Source organism: Streptomyces sp. NPDC057099 (assembly GCF_042671245.1).
Taxonomy (GTDB): domain Bacteria; phylum Actinomycetota; class Actinomycetes; order Streptomycetales; family Streptomycetaceae; genus Streptomyces; species Streptomyces purpurascens.
This window is the reverse complement of the sequence record NZ_JBHUTX010000018.1, coordinates 112,046-128,651: the sequence shown is the minus strand read 5'-3', so window position 1 is coordinate 128,651 and position 16,606 is coordinate 112,046. Positions and strand designations below refer to the sequence as shown.

The window sequence follows — 16,606 nt, the reverse complement described above, 5'->3', positions numbered from 1 at the left end:
TGGCCACTGACAGTGACGGGGTCACAGAGGACAGTAGCCACCCTGCATGGACATGACCCGGGCGGGGTCTACGTCAGCAGACCGGAGGACTTCCAGAGCCGGCGTCCCACTCCGCGCAGCACTCCGATGTCGTCGAGGAAGTCGGTCAGCCGCTTCGAGCCGTTCTGCATGACCTCCCGGCGGTGGCCGCTGGCCTTGACCTGGGCGAGGGCCTCGCGCTTGTCCAGGCCGACGTTGGTGTAGACGTCCGGGTTCACGAACGCCACCGAGAAGACCCGGGCGAACTCGCCGGAGGTGACCCGGGTGAACTCCTGGGACCACTTCGGGGCCGTCACCATCTGGCGGCGGAGTTCCTCACGGGCGTAGCGCACATGGCGGGCCTCCTCCACGACGTGGATGCGGGTGACGCCCCGGACCAGGGTCTGGACCCGCTCGTCGGGGAACGTCAGACGCTGCATCCAGTCGAGGACCTCCTCGCCGAGGAGGGTGGCGGTGAAGGAACCGGGGGTGGTGGAGATGGTCTTGAAGAGGCGGCCCAGGTGCTGGTGGGCGCGGCTGACCGGGTACCAGGGCGTGTCGCCGTGGGAGATCAGGCGGGCGAACATCTTGGAGTGGCGGCACTCGTCCTCGATCTCGGTGAGGGCGTAGCGGACGTGTGCGCTCGTCGCGGCCTTGTCGTAGATGTGGCGGACGAGGAGCTGCATGAGGATGATCTCGAACCAGATGCCCAGGGAGGCGAGGGCCGCCGCCTCGTGCTGGGAGAGCAGGATGCGCTGCTCCTCGCCCATGCGCTTCCAGAGCGGGGTGTCGTAGAGCGAGACCAGCTCCGGGGGCCAGAACCACTTGCCCTCCTCGAAGGGCGCGTCCCAGTCCAGTTCCTTGTCCGGGTCGAAGGAGTGCTTGGCGGAGGAGTCGAGGAGCCGCTGGGCCACCTGCTCCCGGTCCTTGAGCAGGCCGAGGGCATCGCGCAGGCCGTCGAGCGCGTCGGCTTCCGTCAGGGTCGTCATGGCTGCCCACCTCGTTGTGCACACGTCACTGTTCCCCTTATGAGACTGCCTGTCAGCAAGGTCGTCAATCCCCTGTGCGCGATTTGTTGACGCGGCGTCTACCACGTAGGAGCCTGCGGGGCATGCCGACCTTCGACCTGTACGCCGAGGAACCGGAAGAGTCCGTGTGGCAGGTGCCGGCGAGCGGAGCTGCCCGTTTCAACTGGGAGTACGACGGTGGCCGCGACCGGCTCCTGGCCCTCTATCAGAAGGGCAAGGACAAGCAGTGGGACGGGCAGAAGCGGATCGACTGGGAGCTGGAGGTGGATCCGTACGATCCGCTGGGGACCCCGGACGAGGCGATGTCCCTCTACGGGACCAAGTACTGGGCGAAGCTGACGGAGAAGGACAAGGGCGAGCTGCGCCTGCACTACGCCTCCTGGCAGTTCAGCCAGTTTCTGCACGGTGAGCAGGGCGCGATGATCTGTGCCGCGCGGATCGTCGAGTCCGTTCCTGATCTGGACGCGAAGTTCTACTCCGCGACCCAGACGATGGACGAGGCCCGGCACGCCGAGATCTACGGCCGGTTCCTGCACGAGAAGGTCGGGCTGCTGTACCCGATCAACGACAACCTCCAGTCCCTGTTGGGCGACACGTTGAGGGACTCACGCTGGGACATGCCGTACCTGGGCATGCAGGTGCTGATCGAGGGCCTGGCGCTGGCCGCCTTCGGCATGATCAGGGACACGACGGACAAGCCGCTGCCGAAGCAGATCCTCGCGTACGTCATGCAGGACGAGGCCCGGCATGTCGCCTTCGGGCGGATGGCGCTCAGGGACTACTACAGGCAGCTCACCGACGCCGAGCTCCGCGAGCGCGAGGAGTTCGTCATCGAGGGCTGCTACCTCATGCGTGACCGGCTGCGGGGTGTGGAGGTGCTGGAGAACTTCGGCATCCCGAAGGCCGAGGCGGAGGCCTGCAGCGAGCAGTCCGAGTTCCTCGCCCTGTTCCGCAAGCTCCTCTTCAGCCGCATCGTCCCCTGCGTCAAGGACATCGGCCTGTGGGGCAGACGCCTCCAGCAGGCCTACGTCGACATGGGCGTCCTGGACATGGGCGACTCCAACCTCGACCTGCTGATGTCCCAGGACGAGGAGATCGCCGAGAAGCTGGACGCCGAGCGGTTCGCGGTGGAGGAGGGGGAGCGGGTCGCGGAGGTGGAGGGAGTCATCGAGGCCGGTCAGCAACTCGACGGTTGATCACTCGTTCGACGGGCGAATCGGCATATTCCCCTGGGTACGCTGGCTGTGCCAGGCAGACTCCGGCACATGGGAGCGATCATGAGCGCTGCGCGTGACTACGGGCTGGACGACGACTACGAGTGGCCTCGTCCGCCCGAGGGCGGCTGGACGGCGGACGACCTCGACGAGCTTCCCAACCTGCCTCCGCACACGGAGCTGATCGACGGGAGTCTTGTCTTCATGAGTCCACGGACCGAGTTCCATATGCGCGTCCTGCGTCTGCTGGAGCACCGCCTGCTGGATCAGGTCCCGGGCGACTGTGATGTCTTCCGGGAGTTCACCGTCAAGCTCAGCGAGCGGGATCGCCCGGAACCCGACGTGATGGTGATCAGGGCCGACGCGGACAGAGGTCCCCGGAAGACGCGCGTCCATCCCGATGACGTCATTCTCGCCGTCGAGATCGTGTCCGAGGAGTCCGAGGAGCGCGACCGCGAGCTGAAGCCCCGGAAGTACGCCAAGGCCGGCATCCGCCACTATTGGCGGGTCGAGGAGATCGGTGGCCTTCCCGTTGTCTACGTCTACGAGCTCGACCCGGCAACCAGGGCGTACGTCCCCAACGGCATCTTCCACGACAAGCTCGAACTCACCGTCCCCTTCCCCCTCGCCATCGACCTCACCGCCATCGACCACCGCCGCTAGACCGAGCAGCCCAGCCCCTCCGGCACCTCGCCCAGGAGGGGCGTCGCCCCCTGGGGCGGGTACGACGTGCGCAGGGTGAAGGCGTAGGGGGTCGGGCCGTGGGTGCGGAGGTGGAGGAGGCGGGATTCGGCCTCGGCCACGGTCGGGCGGTGGCCTGCCGGGACCCACCACATCGCCACCATCGCCTCCTGGACCCGCTCGAACCTCCCCCACTGCCCTAAAGGCGTGGGGGGACCCCCATGCGCCGGCGGGCGAGCATCTCCCGGTGCCTGCCCTGGTACATGTACGCCGTGAGCGCGTCCGTGTCCCGCCACACCGACATGTTGATGATCAGCCAGGAGTCACCGAAGACGGCCACGTCCGTCGCGTCGCCGGAGTCGCCCTGCAACCGCCACACGAAACCCTCGGCCGCGTCGGCGTCCGCGTTCACGGGGTCCAGGGCGTCGACGAAGTCCTTCAACTGCGGGGAGTCCAGCGGAGCCTTGAGGCGGGCGATGTTGACCTGGGCGAGTTCGAAGGCGGCGGCAGTCATGACCGAACGGTAGGTCGGGGCCCCGGTCTCGCGGTAGAACCGTCTCAGGAACCGGGCAGCCGGTCCCGGGACTTCAGTACCGCCTCCATCACCGCCCGCGCGATCGGCGCCGCGTCGCCGCCCCCGCTGATGTCCCCGCGGTTCGCGTCCGCGTCCTCCACGACGACCGCGACCGCCACCCGCGGCTGCAGATCGCGACCGCCCTGCGCCCAGGAGACGAACCAGGCGTACGGCGTGCCGGAGTTGCCGATGCCGTGCTGGGCGGTGCCGGTCTTGCCGCCGACCTTGGCACCGCGGATCGCGGCGTTGCGTCCGGTGCCGCCCTTGACCACGCCCAGCATCAGCCCGCGCAGCCGCGCGGCGGTCGCGGGCGTCATCGCCTGGCGGATCGGGCGCGAGCCGGCGGTCGCGAGGGTGCTGCCGCCCGGCCGGGTCGTGCGCTCCACCAGATAGGGCTCCCGCACCTGTCCGCCGTTGGCCACGGCCGCCGCCACCATCGCCATCTGCAGCGGGGTGGCCCGGGTGTTGTACTGGCCGATCGACGACAGCGCGAGCTGTGCCTTGTCGAGCGAGGTGTCGAAGGTGGACCGCGCCACCGCGAAGGGGACTCTCAGTTCCGTGTCGTTGAAGCCGAAGGCCCGGGCCGCGGCCGTCATCCCCGGCACACCCACCTCCACGCCCAGCTGGGCGAAGACCGTGTTGCAGGAGAAGACGAACGCCTCGCGCACGGAGGCGTCCGCGCAGCCCTTCGCGTAGTTCGACAGCCGCGTCCTCGTACTGGGCAGCCGGTACGGGTCGGGGGAGTCGGTCGGCTTGTCGAGGTCAGGGACCAGGCCGGCGTCCAGCGCGGCGGCCAGGGTGACGATCTTGAAGGTCGAACCCGGCGGATACGTCTGCCGTACCGCCCGGTTGAGCATCGGCCGGTCCCGGTCGGCGTTCAGCCGCTGCCAGGCCCGGGCCGCCGCCGATCCGTTCCCGGACAGCGGCTGGGGGTCGTAGGACGGGGCGGACACCAGGGCCAGGATCCGGCCGGTCGACGGCTCCAGGGCCGCCACGGCGCCCTTGCGTCCGGCGAGTCCCTCGTACGCCGCCCGTTGTGCCGCCGGGGCCAGTGTCGTCACGACGTCCCCGCCGGCGTTGCGCGCCCGCGTGAAGTCGTTCCACAGCGGGAACGGCGCGAGCATCGGGTGCGAGCCGGACAGGACGCCGTCCTCGGTGTGCTCCAGGAGCGTCGTCCCGTACAGCTGCGAGGCGAAGCCGGTGACCGGCGCGTACAGCGGTCCGTCGGCGTAGGTCCGCTCGTAGCGCAGGTGCTCGCGGGTGTCCTGCGAGCCGGTGACGGGCCGGCCGCCGACCAGGATGTTCCCGCGCGGCTGCTCGTAACGGGCGATCTCCGGGCGGCGGTTGGCGGGGTGGTCGTCGTACGCCGGGGCCTGGACGACCTGGACGCGGGCGGCGTTCAGCAGCAGGGCCACCAGCAGCAGGGCGCAGAAGAGGCCGGCGTGCCGGATGTGCCGCGTCATGAGGTCTCCTGCCCGTCGTGCTGCCGCCGGGCCGAGTCGCTCACCCGGACCAGCAGCGCCACGATCGCCCAGTTGGTGACCACCGACGAGCCGCCCTGCGCCAGGAACGGCATCGCCATGCCGGTCAGCGGGATCAGGCCGGTCACCCCGCCCGCGATCACGAACACCTGGAGCGCCACGAGCGAGGCGAGGCCCACCGCGAGCAGCCGCCCGAAGGGCTCGCGCAGCGCCAGGCCCGCCCGGTAGCCGCGCTCCACCAGCAGGCCGTAGAGGACGAAGATGGCCGACAGCCCCGCCAGGCCCAGTTCCTCGCCCGCCGTGGCCAGGATGAAGTCCGACTTCACGGCGAAGCCGATGAGGACCGAGTGGCCGAGCCCCAGGCCCGTGCCGAGGAATCCGCCCTCCGCGAAGGCGAACAGGGACTGGGCGAGCTGGTTCGGGCCCTCGCCCGCCTCGACCGAGGCGAACGGATGCAGCCAGGTCTCGATCCTGCTGTGCACATGCGGCTCCAGACGCCCGACGGCGACCGCGCCCAGCGTGGCCAGCAGCAGTCCCACGGTGATCCAGCCGGTGCGGCCCGTGGCGACGTAGAGGAGGACGACGAACAGGCCGAAGAAGAGCAGCGACGTACCGAGGTCCCGCTCCAGGATCAGCACGCCGACGCTCACCAGCCAGACCGCGACGATCGGGCCGAGCACCCGGCCGGTGGGGAACTGGAACCTCCAGATGCGGCGGCCGGTGTACGCCAGGGCGTTGCGGTTCGCGGCCAGATACGCGGCGAAGAACACCGCCAGCAGCACCTTCGCGAACTCACCCGGCTGGATCGAGAACCCGGCGATCCGGATCCAGATGCGGGCCCCGTTCACCGCCGGGAACAGGATCGGCAGGGTGAGCAGGACCAGCACGGCGACGACACAGACGTAGGTGTAGCGCTGGAGCACCCGGTGGTCGCGCAGGAGCAGGACGACCAGGATGAACAGCGTCACGCCCAGCGTCGACCACACCAGTTGGGCCGGTGCCGCCCGGTCGCCCGGGGTCTCCAGGTCGAGCCGGTAGATGAGTACCAGGCCGAGCCCGTTGAGCAGCACGCCGATGGGCAGGAGGAGGGGGTCGGCGTGCGGGGCCCGCAGCCGCACCGCCAGATGGGCCAGCAGCGCGAGCACGCCGAGCCCGGCGCCGTAGCCGGCGGCGCCGGGCGGGAGGGTGCCGTGCTGGGCGAGGCCCACCGCGCAGTAGCCGTACACGGACAGCAGCACGGCCAGGACGATGAGGGCGAGCTCGATGCCACGGCGCCGGGGGAGGGGGCGGACGGCGGGCGCGGGCGGGTCCGCTGTCGCCACGGTGATTCCGGCCTTGCTCATGTCCGGAACTTACCTAAACGTTCCGTCTTGTGTGTGTTTGGGTGACCGAGTGTCAGCACCAGCGTGGCGCGGGGCCGATGTTGTCGATGAAGCGGGCCGCACCCCAGGCCCAGGTGCCGTCCGGGAGGAGGTACCAGAGTGAGTTGCCCTGCACGTTCTGGCCCCGGGTCTTGCAGAAGATCTTGACGATGTCGCCCCGGTGGGCGAACCGGATGATCCGCGAGCCGCGGTTCGGGGCGCTGCGCAGCGCCAGCGTGTTCGCCGTGACGATGCCCCGGTAGAAGCGCCGGTCGTCGTCGGGGCGGTGGTATCCGTCGCCGCCCATCGTGCCGGCGCCCATCGTGCCGGCGCCCATCGTGGTGTCACCCGTCGTGTCCCACTCGTCGTCCGCGACGGCGGGCGTCACGGCGGCAGCGGCGGCGAGGAGCGCGGCGGCGGTGGCTATGGAGAGGCGGGAGCGCAGAGACATGGGGAGTACCTCCATGTGGGGGCGAAAAGACCGAAGCTGACTAATCGCCACATTAGGAGCGCCCTATGGGCCCCGCCCGTCACGGTGGGCCATAGGAGGAGGCGCCCCTGGCTCTCACTCCACCACCAGTACCAAGGTCGCCACCGCCCCGCCGTCCGGCGCGTTCGCGAACCCCAGCCGCGCGCCCAGCACCTCGGCCTGCCCCAGCGCGATCGTCAGACCCAGCCCGTGCCCCCTGGTCCCGCCCTCCGTACGGAACCGCTGCGGACCGTGCGCCACCAGGTACTCCGGAAAACCGTCCCCGTGATCGCGAACCGTCACCACCGGCCCGTCCACGGTCAGCACCACCGGCCCCCGGCCGTGCTTGTGCGCGTTCGCCACGAGATTCCCGAGCACCCGCTCCAGCCGCCGCCGGTCCGTCTCCACGGACACGTCCCGTACGACCCTGACCTCCGTGCCGTTCCCCGCGGCCCGCACCGCCCGCTCGGCCAACGGCCCCAGCCGCTCCGTGTCCAGCTCCAGCAGTTCCCGCCCGGTGTCCAGCCGGGAGATCTCCAGCAGGTCCTCGGTGAGCGTGCGCAGCGCCGCGACCCGGTCCCGCACCAGCTCCGTCGGGCGGCCCGGCGGCAGCAGTTCGGCCGCCGCGTGCAGCCCGGTCAGCGGCGTACGCAGCTCATGGGCCACGTCCGCCGTGAACCGCTGCTCGGCCAGCAGCTTGCCCTGCAACGACGACGCCATGGAGTCCAGCGCGGCGGCGACCGCGGCCACCTCGTCCTGCGGACGCGCCGGAGCCTTGGCGGGCGGGTCCGTCCGCGGGGCCGTACGGGGGTCGTTCACGCGCGCGTCCAGGTCGCCCGCGCTGATCCGCCGGGCGACCCGTGCCGTGGTGTGCAGCCGCCGCGTCACCCGCGTCACCGCGAACGCGCCGACCAGCAGCGTCGCCCCGATCGCGAGGCCCGACGACCACAGGATCGCCCGGTCCAGGCCGGCGATGGTGCGCGCCTGCTGCGAGTAGTCGACCGCCACGGCCAGAGCCCGGTCGCCGTCGGCCGGCCCCGCCGCCCACATCGTGGGGCGCCCCTCGCGGTCGGCCACCATCGTGCCCCGGTCGCCGCCCACCGCGAGCTCCCGCAGCTCCCGGGGCAGCTCCGGGGGATCCATCGCCGCACCCCGCCGGAGCGGGTCCCCGGCCTCGTACCGCTCCGTGGCCTGCTCCAGTCGCTGCAACGCCTGGTCGCGGGCCTGGCCGACGGTCTGGTCGGTCACCTGCACATGCACCAGGACGCCGAGCAGGGCGGCCAGCGCGCAGCACATCACCGTGATGAAGGCGGCGGCCTTCACCGCGAGCGTCCCCGACCACGGGGGGAGCACGGGTCTCATCCGGTGCTCGCCGAGGGGGAGGCGGACGGATGGAGGGAGTGCTTGCGCGGGCCGGTGCGCAGCATCTCGTCATGGGTGAGGAGCATCGCCCGCTGGTCCCGGTCCCAGGTCCACTGCAGGCGGTACTCGTAGCCCGCCACCTCGGAGGGCGAGCGGATGACCAGGGAACGCCCGGCCAGTTCCACGCCGCTCAGCGCGTCCTCCCACGACATCACCTGCACGAGCCGGTGCTTCTCCACGGTGTAGACGCGCACCGCGGTCGTCTTGCCGGGCAGCAGCCGGAAGCCCAGCGTCAGGTCGTCGCGCCCGTCGCCGGTCAGGTCCCGGTAGTACGGCTTCAGGACCGGGCACTTTCCGTGCCCGGCGCCCTTGCCGCAGCCGGTCATACGGCCGGCGGTGTCGCGGTAGGGCGCCTTGCCGCCGTCGTAGTCGCCCGGGCTCGCGGCGATCTCGGCCCGGACGACCCCGACCGGGTCCACGCCGCGGATGTCGTCGCCCGCGGGGACCTTGACGCCCTTGACCACCTCGGTGTTCACCTCGCCGATCTCGAAGGCCGGGCTGGACGCGGGTGTCTGCTCCGGCCAGAGCCGGGCCGGACCGACCGCCGTCGGCGTCGCCCCGGCACCCTCGAGCCCTCCGGTGTCCCCGCAGCCCACGGCGGCCGCCAGCAGGAGGGCGACGACGACGGCACGGCGGGCGGCTCGACCGGGTCGGCTTCCGGCTTGACCGGGTCGGCTTCCGAGAAGGCCTCCGGGACGGCTGAGGGGCACTGCACTCCTGCGGTTCGAGGGTGATCACGCGGCTCGGGCACGACCCGTCGGCCCGGTACACCTTATTCGCGCGGAAGTCCCATTTGCGTGCGAGGGAGCCCGTTTGCCGCCGCACCGGCCGGGTGCTGTGCTGGTTCTGTGCCGTGCCCGTTCCCCGCAGTGCTACTCCGTGAGTTCCTCCAGCAGCCGGGCCGTGGTCAGCCCGGCCCGCAGGTACTCGACGAACAGTTCATTGTGCAGCGCCCAGGGCGAGCGGCGGTCCCGGATCAGCCGGATCGCCGTCTCGGCGGAGTCGCCCCGGCGCATCAGCGCGTGCGCGACGACGAGGCCGGAGCGGTTGTACCCGTGGTAACAGCGAACGAGGATCCTGCGGCCCTCGTCCAGCGCCTCGCACGCCGCCTCGGCCAGTCGGATCACCCCGGCGAGCTGCGTCCCGTCGAGCGGCCCGTCGGGAATGGGCCAGACGTGATGCCGGACGCCCGGATCGGGGCCGTGCCCGGGCAGCCGCAGCAGCGTCTGCACGAGGTCGAACTCGTCCCGTACGACGGCGAACTCCACCTGGCCCGGGGAGCCCGCGTACTCGTGGCCGCCCATCCACAATCCGGGGACCACCTCGCTCCACGGGCTCTCCGGAGCCGGCACATCGGGTTTCCTGCGGGTACGCAACAAAGCCTCCCCACCAACACCGCCCGGGGGCCTGCCCAACTCCTCTCCAAGGTAACCGGGTTCTTGCCCCCGCAGCACCCCGCCTGTTCCCATGGGCGGGGGTGATGGTGCATGGACGGACTGCGCGTCGTACCGACCCGGCGACACGGCCAGGAACGGCTGTACGTCTGCCTCCCCGACGGCAGGAACATCGCCTGGTACGACCGTGAGGCCGCTCGGGTCAACCTGCTCGGCGCGGACCGCGAGGACGACGTGCTCCGGGCCCTCGGGCCCTTCATCACCGGCCCGGTGACGGTCGGGCCGCCCCCGGTGCCGACCCCCGCCGAACTCGCCCGGCTGGCGCTCCACCCCGACGACGACCTGGCCCCCAACCGCCCCGGCGAGGCCCTCGTCGTCGCCCTCGACCGCGACCCGGGCCCGGCCCACCGGCTCCGCCCCGACCCACGCCGCCGGGCCCTGACGGCCGAGCAGACGGTCGGGGAGGCCCTGGACGCCCTGGACGGCGCGGGCTGGCACACCCTGCACTCCGTTCCGCTCCCCGGCGGCGGCCGCATCCACCACCTGCTGATCGGCCCCGGCGGCCTGTACGCCGTGCACACCCTCCACGCCCGCAAGCACCGCGTGACGATCGCCGACCCCATGGTCACCCTCGGCCGCGGCGAACCACACCCCCTGCTCCGCCGCATCCGCACCGACGCCGACCGCGCCTCCTACGCCCTGACGGCGGAGGTCCACCCCGTACTCGCCCTGCTGGGCCCCACGACGGTGTCGCTCCAGGTCCCGCCGCGTGACGTCCGCGTCCTGCCGGACACGGACATCCAGCGCCTGGCCGCCCAGGACGCCGTCCTGAAACCGGCGGACGTGGAGGCCTTGCACGCGACGGCCCGGGACCGGGGGACGTGGGCGAGGGTGTGAGGGGGTTGGGGGCGCGGGTGCCCTGGCCGGGGGCGACTGCGCCCAGGCCCGGGGCGGCCGGAGAGTTGCCCGCGGGCGGGCCGGCCATGCGCCAGCGACGTCCGCCCCTGGCCGGGCGCGGCCGTGCACCGAGACCACCGTGTTGCCCGGGTCGGTCGGCGTACCGCCCCGCCGACAAGGTCCGCCCCGGCCGCCCGACCGCGTGACAAGCCGCTCCCGCGCACGCCGCCCAGCACCGAGCAACCCGGCCGACCGGCCGCCGTACGACTACGGCAGCGACCCGGCCCGCCCCGCATCCAGCAGCGGCCCCAGCAGATCGCCGTGGTCCTGGACCCGCGACGCAAGATCCCGCGCCTCGAAGTCCAGCCGGCCAGGCGCCTCGCACTGCTCGACCTCCTCCCAGGTCACCGGGGCCGAGACGGTCGGTTCGGGACGGGCCCGGAGGGTGTAGGGGGTCGCCGTGGTCTTGCGCGCGGCGTTCTGGCTCCAGTCGACGAAGACCTTCCCCGAGCGCAGACTCCGGGTCATCCGATGGAGGGCCAGGCGGGGCATGGCCCTCTCCGCCTCGACCGCCAACTCCTTGGCGTACTCGGACACCCGCTCGGAGGAGGCCCCGCGCACGGCGGCGAGCAGATGCAGCCCCTTCGAGCCGGAGGTCTTGGCGTAGGCCTCGATCCCGTCGTCCGCGAGCCGCTCCCGCAGCCACAGCGCGACCTCGCAGCACTGCACGATGCTCGCGGGCGCCCCCGGATCGAGGTCGAAGACGAGCCGGTCGGCCTCGTCCGGTGTGCCGACGAGCCACTGGTGGGTGTGGAACTCGGTCACGAGGTTGGCCGCCCACATCAGGCTCGGCAGGTCCTGGACCAGGACCATCCGCGAGGGCCCTTCGACCCGCGGCACCTCGGCGGTGGTGACCCACTCGGGCGTACCCGGCGGCACGTTCTTCGTGAAGAACACCTGCCCGTCCGGCCCGTCCGGATATCGCAGGAAGGACACCGCACGATCGCGCAGATGGGGCAGCAGGACCTCGGCGACGGTCGCGTAGTAGTGCAGCACCTCGCCCTTGGTGAAGCCGGTGGCGGGATACAGCACCTTCTCCAGATTGCTGAGCGCGAGCCGTCGCCCCTCCACCACTGTGATAGGCGCCATACGATAAGAATCCCACGCGAACCAGGACGAACACTCCCGAGAGTGACCGGAAGGGTGCTGCACGTGAGATCCATCTGGAACGGCGCCATCTCGTTCGGGCTGGTCAGCATCCCGATCAAGCTGGTGAACGCCACCGAGAGCCACTCGATCTCCTTCCGCCAGATCCACACCGAGGACGGCGGCCGCATCCGCTATCGCAAGTTCTGCGAGTTGGAGGACCGCGAGGTCACCCAGGGGGAGATCGGCAAGGGCTACGAGGACGCGGACGGCACGATCATCCCGATCACCGAGGAGGACCTCTCCAGCCTGCCGATCCCGACGGCCAAGACGATCGAGATCGTCGCCTTCGTCCCGGGCGACCGGATCGATCCGCTCCAGATGGACGCCGCGTACTACCTCCAGGCGAGCGGCGCCCCGGCGGCGAAGCCGTACACCCTCCTCCGCGAGGCCCTGAAGCGCAGCAACAAGGTGGCGATCGCCAAGTTCGCCCTGCGCGGCCGGGAACGCCTGGGCATGCTCCGGGTCGTCGGCGAGGCCATCGCGATGCACGGCCTGCTGTGGCCGGACGAGGTCCGCGCCCCCGAGGGCGTCGCTCCCGACACGAACGTCACGGTCCGCGACCAGGAACTGGACCTGGCGGACGCCCTGATGGACACCCTCGGCGAGGTCGACCTGGAGGATCTGCACGACGAGTACCGCGAGGCCGTGGAGGAGGTCATCGCCGCGAAGGCCGCCGGCGAGACCCCGCGCCAGGCCCCGGAACCGGCGACGGGCGGCAAGGTCCTGGACCTGATGGCGGCCCTGGAGAGCAGCGTCCGCGCGGCCCGCGAGTCCCGCGGCGAGGAGGCCGACGACCACGCCGAGGTCAAGCCCCTCCCACCCCGCAAGACGGCCCGCGCGGCCCCCAAGCAGACCGGCGGCAAGAAGTCGACGTCGACGGCGAAGAAGACGGCGGCCAAGAAGACGACAGCGGCCAAGAAGTCCACGGCGAAGTCGGGGCAGTCGGGCCAGGGCGCGAAGAAGACGGCGGCGAAGAGCACCGCGAAGAAGGCGACGGCGAAGAAGTCGACGTCACGCAAGCGCACGGCCTGACCCACGCCGCTCCCCGGGCCGGGGGATGCGCCCCGGCCCGGGGAGCAGCGCGCCACACTCGCGGCTCCCCGGCGCCCCGGAAAGGAACGGAACCGAGAGGAGCCGGCCTCTCTCAGCTCACGCGCCGCTGCTCCTCCCGCTCGGACTCGTCCTCCTCCTCGTCCGGCAGATGTACGTCGTCGACGGCGATGTTGACCTCCACGACCTCCAGGCCGGTCATCCGCTCCACCGCGTTGACGACGTTGGTCCTGACATCCGACGCGGTGTCGGTGATGGCGGCGCCGTACTCGACGACGAGATCGAGATCAACGGCGGCCTGACGCTCGCCGACCTCCACCTTCACCCCCTGGGTGACCCCACTGCCCCCGCCCGGCACCCGCTGCCGCACCGCCCCGAAGGCCCTGGTCATCCCTCCACCGAGGTTGTGAACGTCCGGGATCTCACGGGCGGCCATCCCCGCGATCTTCGCCACGACCGTGTCCGCGATCGCGGTGCTGCCACGGGTCTCAGGGGAACCGCCACCCCCTCTGCCACCCTGCGGTGCCGTGGCCCCGTCCTGCTTTCCCGTCCTGGTACCGGGAGCGGTGTTTCTGCGCTGTGTGGTCTCCGTCATGACCGTCACCTCGATGACTCGGTGCGGGGGTATGAGCAGCGTCGTTCCCCTCTACGGTAGAACAATGGTGGATATGGGGCGAAAGTGACGTGATCGTGTTGGCTGCAGCGAAGTGCCCCCGTGCAAGAACCCGGCTACAACGCGTCCGTCGGAAGCGCGTCGGCTCCAACAACGTCGTGCGGTCCTGTGTTACGCGGGGCTCCGACCCGCTGAAGCGGTGGGGCTGCGGCTGTCGGACTTCCGGCTAGCAGTGGACCGACTCCAGGGAGCGCCATGATCGCCGGGCCTGCAGGCGCGGCGAGGCGTCCACCGATCGGCCGGTCCCCATCCTTCAAGCGCATCTGAAGGTATTCGGGATTCCTCAGGAAGCCTCCAGTTGCGAAGATCGAAAAGGCGCTGGAAGAAGAGGGTGGCGCCGCCTGATCAGCCCCTCCTGTAAGCGTGGCAACTGGCGCTTCGTCAATGAATTTGAGGCTCAGCAATATCACCGCTTCGAATGAATGTTTGTTTCGCCTTCATTTGAAAGCGGATCGATGGCGTCTATTTAGTGCGAGTGCTTGCCGGTGTCGAAAAGTCGGAGCATGCTCTGGTCTAACACGAGAGCTGGGGGGTGTCGGTGTGAGTCAAGATCCAATGAGTGGCGAGGGTCTGGATATTGGCCTTCGCGGTATGGCTAGGGACGAGCCTGGTGCGCGAATAGAGTTCGCTGTCGAGAAAGCGGGCGACCCTGAGAATGTGGAGTTCGTACTGAACACCGTGGATGGGATTACCTGGTGGAAGTCCCTCAGTGTGTTCATGCGTGTGGGGTGGGTCAACTCCGAAGTTCTGCGAATCGAGACAAAAGACTCCGTCCATCACGCTGAAGGGTTCCTGCAGCCCTTCCAGATGCTGGAGTACGCCAGGATCGACCTCTGGAAAGGCGGCTTCCTCGGATTCGGCGCTTATGTGCTCGGATGGGACTTCAACGCATGGGCCAATCGAGGACGCCGATTGGTCTTCACGTGGCAGGCTGACTAGCCGCAATCTTTCCTGGCGGGCCGCCGGATCTTCCGGCGGCCCGTTTTGGATTGTTGGGCGGGTGCCGCATGAGGGCCCGCCCGACGAATAGATCACCCTCCTGGTGTGTCCCTGAGGGTGTTCGAAGCGCCCTTCCGAGCGCCCCACATGGCATCGCCAGTCGCAGCCAATGCGCCGGTCGGTCCACAACCTCCGGCGCTCAGGGCGGCCAATCCCTCATCCACCGCTGAGACAACGACAGAGGGCGGGAGTCAGTGAGACTGACTCCCGCCCTCTTCTGTCGGCATCCGCCCAGGTCGCGAATCAACTTTGAAAGCGGACCAGGCGAGTGCCCCCGGCAGGATTCGAACCTGCGCACACGGCTCCGGAGGCCGTTGCTCTATCCCCTGAGCTACGGGGGCGTATCGGTCGCGATTGCTCGCGGCGACGGGTAGAACACTACCAGCTCCCACCGGGTGGTCATCAACGGGTTTCCGCTGTCGGGGGCGGGTGTGTGGGTCGCCCGTGCGGGGTGGAAGTGGGGAAAACCCGGACGCGGTGGCGGAGGCCGACCTACTCTCGAGTTGTGCCAGGCGCGTCGGGTCGGGTGCTTGTTGTGGACGACAACAAGGTCATCCGGCAGTTGATCAGGGTCAACCTCGAGCTGGAGGGGCTGGAGGTCGTGACCGCGGCCGATGGTGCCGAGTGCCTCGATGTCGTTCATCAGGTGAGGCCCGATGTCGTGACCCTCGACGTCGTCATGCCCCGGCTGGACGGGATCCGGACCGCCGCTCGGCTGCGAACCGACCCGCTGACCCGCGACCTGCCCCTCGCCATCATCAGCGCCTGCACCCAGCACGAGGTCGAGGCCGGCCTCGATGTCGGTGTCGACGCCTTCCTCGCCAAGCCCTTCGAGCCCGCCGAACTGGTCGGGATGGTGCGGCAGTTGATGGAACGGGCCCGGCGTCGGGAACGGCAGGGCGGTGGTGGCCCCGACATCGGGGGCGACGCAGCCCAGGCGCAGACGTTCGACCAGCCGGCCGTGCCGTAGGCGACGGGCAGCCGCTCGGCCTCCTGAGGGAAGCCGCGTCCACATCCCGGACCCTCCCTAAACCGGGTCGCATGCCCACCCCCCTCCTCCCATACGCTGGTGCCCGTGACCCCCGTCGAACTCTCCCGTACCGTGCTGCACGCCGTGCGTCGCGCTGTCGACGAGGGTGAGCTCAGCGTGACCGTGCCGGAGCGGGCCGTGGTCACGCCCCCGGGGCCCGGGGGCTGCGGCGACTACGCCACCAACATCGCCCTCCAGTTGTCCCGTGCGGCGGAGCAGCCGCCCCGGCGCGTGGCCGAGATCCTGCGGGTACGTCTCCTCGACGACCAGCGCATCACCGACGTCGTCGTCACCGGGGCCGGGTTCCTCAACCTCAGCCTGGAAGGCGCGGCGTCCGCCGCGCTCGTCGAGGAGATCCTGAGGCGCGGGCGGCGGTACGGGCATGCCACAGTGCCCAGCGGGAACATCGTCCGGCTCCGGTGCCCGGCAGAAGTCCGTGCCGCCGTGGTCGCGGATGCCACGGCCCGACTGCTGCGCAGCCAGGGCGACTCCGTCCGCATCACGTACGACGGCCGGCCCGCGCCGGAGTGGGAATCCGTCCTGGGCGTGGGGATCAAGGGTGTGGACACCCAGGGCGCGGACATCGACGGAGCGGGCGTCACCATCCGCCCCGTCCCCGTCCCCACCTCCGACGACCCCCTCTCCCTCGGCCGGGACGCCGCCCGCTGGGCCCTGCTGTACCCCGCCGCACACGACCGGCCCAGGATCAACGGCGATCATCTGGTCCAGCGGGAGACCAACCCCCTCTTCCGCGTCCGGTACGCCCACGCCCGCACCCGGGCCCTGCTGCGCAACGCCGACGACCTCGGCTTCCGCCCCGAGCCAGGCCCCGTCAGCGGTGCGGAAGCGCTGATCGCCGTACTCGGCGACCACCCCCGCATCCTCGCGGCCGCCGCCACCGACCACACCCCCGACCGCCTGGCCCGGCACCTCGTCACCGTCGCCGACGCCACGCTGCCGCTGCTCTCCGCCGTGCTGCCCCTCGGCGAGGAGAAACCCTCGGCCGCCCACCGTGCCCGGCTCGCGCTCGCCGAAGCCGCCGGGACGGTGCTGGCCGGCGGCCTGTCCCTGCTCGGCATCAAAGCACCCGATCACCTCTGAGAGAC

At 70.6% G+C, this 16,606-nt stretch carries 16 protein-coding genes, 1 tRNA gene and 1 pseudogene; 7 read left to right on the top strand and 11 right to left on the bottom strand.

Annotated features, from left to right (window positions below; all coding sequences use genetic code 11):
* Positions 1-68: 68 nt before the first annotated feature.
* Positions 69-1,007, bottom strand: a complete 939-nt coding sequence (locus ACFT4A_RS23105; RefSeq protein WP_382832925.1) for a diiron oxygenase — start codon at positions 1,005-1,007, stop codon at positions 69-71.
* Between the two features lie 122 nt (positions 1,008-1,129).
* Here ACFT4A_RS23105 and ACFT4A_RS23100 point away from each other — a divergent pair, with 122 nt between their 5' ends.
* A complete protein-coding gene (locus ACFT4A_RS23100; protein WP_382832923.1) occupies positions 1,130-2,242 on the top strand; it encodes a ferritin-like domain-containing protein in 1,113 nt (370 codons plus the stop codon).
* 81 nt (positions 2,243-2,323) lie between these two features.
* Entirely contained in the window at positions 2,324-2,923 is a 600-nt protein-coding gene (locus tag ACFT4A_RS23095; RefSeq protein WP_382832922.1) for a Uma2 family endonuclease, read from the top strand.
* Here ACFT4A_RS23095 and ACFT4A_RS23090 read toward each other — a convergent pair.
* From ACFT4A_RS23090 to ACFT4A_RS23060, 7 genes and pseudogenes are all read right to left on the bottom strand, one after another.
* Positions 2,920-3,455 (bottom strand): annotated as a pseudogene (locus ACFT4A_RS23090) (DUF3291 domain-containing protein). The gene ACFT4A_RS23095 and the pseudogene ACFT4A_RS23090 overlap by 4 nt on opposite strands.
* Before the next feature lie 44 nt (positions 3,456-3,499).
* Positions 3,500-4,978, bottom strand: a complete 1,479-nt coding sequence (locus ACFT4A_RS23085) for a penicillin-binding transpeptidase domain-containing protein (RefSeq protein WP_382832920.1) — start codon at positions 4,976-4,978, stop codon at positions 3,500-3,502.
* Positions 4,975-6,339, bottom strand: coding sequence for an FtsW/RodA/SpoVE family cell cycle protein (locus tag ACFT4A_RS23080; RefSeq protein WP_382832918.1), 1,365 nt, complete (start codon positions 6,337-6,339; stop codon positions 4,975-4,977). The genes ACFT4A_RS23085 and ACFT4A_RS23080 overlap by 4 nt, the downstream gene beginning before the upstream one ends.
* A gap of 52 nt (positions 6,340-6,391) precedes the next feature.
* Positions 6,392-6,808: an SH3 domain-containing protein gene (locus tag ACFT4A_RS23075; protein WP_382832916.1), complete on the bottom strand. Its 417-nt coding sequence runs from the start codon at positions 6,806-6,808 to the stop codon at positions 6,392-6,394.
* Positions 6,809-6,922: 114 nt separating this feature from the next.
* Positions 6,923-8,188, bottom strand: a complete 1,266-nt coding sequence (locus tag ACFT4A_RS23070; protein WP_382832914.1) for an ATP-binding protein — start codon at positions 8,186-8,188, stop codon at positions 6,923-6,925.
* Positions 8,185-8,958: a hypothetical protein gene (locus ACFT4A_RS23065; protein ID WP_382832912.1), complete on the bottom strand. Its 774-nt coding sequence runs from the start codon at positions 8,956-8,958 to the stop codon at positions 8,185-8,187. Before ACFT4A_RS23065 ends, ACFT4A_RS23070 begins: the two co-directional genes overlap by 4 nt.
* A 162-nt stretch (positions 8,959-9,120) precedes the next feature.
* Positions 9,121-9,624, bottom strand: a complete 504-nt coding sequence (locus tag ACFT4A_RS23060) for a dual specificity protein phosphatase family protein (protein ID WP_382832911.1) — start codon at positions 9,622-9,624, stop codon at positions 9,121-9,123.
* 111 nt (positions 9,625-9,735) lie between these two features.
* On the opposite strand from ACFT4A_RS23060, the gene ACFT4A_RS23055 reads away from it, so the two are divergent.
* A complete protein-coding gene (locus ACFT4A_RS23055; protein ID WP_382832909.1) occupies positions 9,736-10,539 on the top strand; it encodes a nuclease-related domain-containing protein in 804 nt (267 codons plus the stop codon).
* Positions 10,540-10,806: 267 nt separating this feature from the next.
* Here ACFT4A_RS23055 and ligD read toward each other — a convergent pair whose 3' ends face one another.
* Positions 10,807-11,688: a non-homologous end-joining DNA ligase gene (ligD, locus tag ACFT4A_RS23050; RefSeq protein WP_382832907.1), complete on the bottom strand. Its 882-nt coding sequence runs from the start codon at positions 11,686-11,688 to the stop codon at positions 10,807-10,809.
* Between the two features lie 54 nt (positions 11,689-11,742).
* Here ligD and ACFT4A_RS23045 point away from each other — a divergent pair, with 54 nt between their 5' ends.
* Positions 11,743-12,780: a Ku protein gene (locus tag ACFT4A_RS23045; RefSeq protein WP_382832958.1), complete on the top strand. Its 1,038-nt coding sequence runs from the start codon at positions 11,743-11,745 to the stop codon at positions 12,778-12,780.
* A 112-nt stretch (positions 12,781-12,892) separates the two neighbouring features.
* On the opposite strand, the gene ACFT4A_RS23040 is transcribed toward ACFT4A_RS23045, so the two are convergent.
* On the bottom strand, positions 12,893-13,393 hold the full coding sequence (locus ACFT4A_RS23040) for an Asp23/Gls24 family envelope stress response protein (protein WP_382832905.1): 501 nt from the start codon (positions 13,391-13,393) through the stop codon (positions 12,893-12,895).
* 735 nt (positions 13,394-14,128) lie between these two features.
* On the opposite strand from ACFT4A_RS23040, the gene ACFT4A_RS23035 reads away from it, so the two are divergent.
* Complete coding sequence (locus tag ACFT4A_RS23035) at positions 14,129-14,410, top strand: hypothetical protein (protein ID WP_382832903.1); 282 nt, start codon at positions 14,129-14,131, stop codon at positions 14,408-14,410.
* A gap of 329 nt (positions 14,411-14,739) precedes the next feature.
* Here ACFT4A_RS23035 and ACFT4A_RS23030 read toward each other — a convergent pair.
* Positions 14,740-14,811: transfer RNA gene (locus ACFT4A_RS23030), tRNA-Arg, on the bottom strand.
* A 116-nt stretch (positions 14,812-14,927) separates the two neighbouring features.
* Here ACFT4A_RS23030 and ACFT4A_RS23025 point away from each other — a divergent pair.
* A complete protein-coding gene (locus tag ACFT4A_RS23025) occupies positions 14,928-15,440 on the top strand; it encodes a response regulator (RefSeq protein WP_382832902.1) in 513 nt (170 codons plus the stop codon).
* A 105-nt stretch (positions 15,441-15,545) separates the two neighbouring features.
* Positions 15,546-16,601: an ArgS-related anticodon-binding protein NrtL gene (gene nrtL, locus ACFT4A_RS23020; RefSeq protein ID WP_382832900.1), complete on the top strand. Its 1,056-nt coding sequence runs from the start codon at positions 15,546-15,548 to the stop codon at positions 16,599-16,601.
* Positions 16,602-16,606 lie beyond the last annotated feature (5 nt).

Bases quoted from the DNA above. Each gene is read 5' to 3' on its own strand.
- ACFT4A_RS23095 (WP_382832922.1), top strand. From the start codon at position 2,324: ATGAGCGCTGCGCGTGACTACGGGCTGGACGACGACTACGAGTGGCCT.
- ACFT4A_RS23105 (WP_382832925.1), bottom strand. From the start codon at position 1,007: ATGACGACCCTGACGGAAGCCGACGCGCTCGACGGCCTGCGCGATGCC.
- ligD (WP_382832907.1), bottom strand. From the start codon at position 11,688: ATGGCGCCTATCACAGTGGTGGAGGGGCGACGGCTCGCGCTCAGCAAT.
- ACFT4A_RS23100 (WP_382832923.1), top strand. From the start codon at position 1,130: ATGCCGACCTTCGACCTGTACGCCGAGGAACCGGAAGAGTCCGTGTGG.
- ACFT4A_RS23075 (WP_382832916.1), bottom strand. From the start codon at position 6,808: ATGTCTCTGCGCTCCCGCCTCTCCATAGCCACCGCCGCCGCGCTCCTC.
- ACFT4A_RS23040 (WP_382832905.1), bottom strand. From the start codon at position 13,393: ATGACGGAGACCACACAGCGCAGAAACACCGCTCCCGGTACCAGGACG.
- ACFT4A_RS23070 (WP_382832914.1), bottom strand. From the start codon at position 8,188: ATGAGACCCGTGCTCCCCCCGTGGTCGGGGACGCTCGCGGTGAAGGCC.
- ACFT4A_RS23055 (WP_382832909.1), top strand. From the start codon at position 9,736: ATGGACGGACTGCGCGTCGTACCGACCCGGCGACACGGCCAGGAACGG.
- ACFT4A_RS23085 (WP_382832920.1), bottom strand. From the start codon at position 4,978: ATGACGCGGCACATCCGGCACGCCGGCCTCTTCTGCGCCCTGCTGCTG.
- ACFT4A_RS23080 (WP_382832918.1), bottom strand. From the start codon at position 6,339: ATGAGCAAGGCCGGAATCACCGTGGCGACAGCGGACCCGCCCGCGCCC.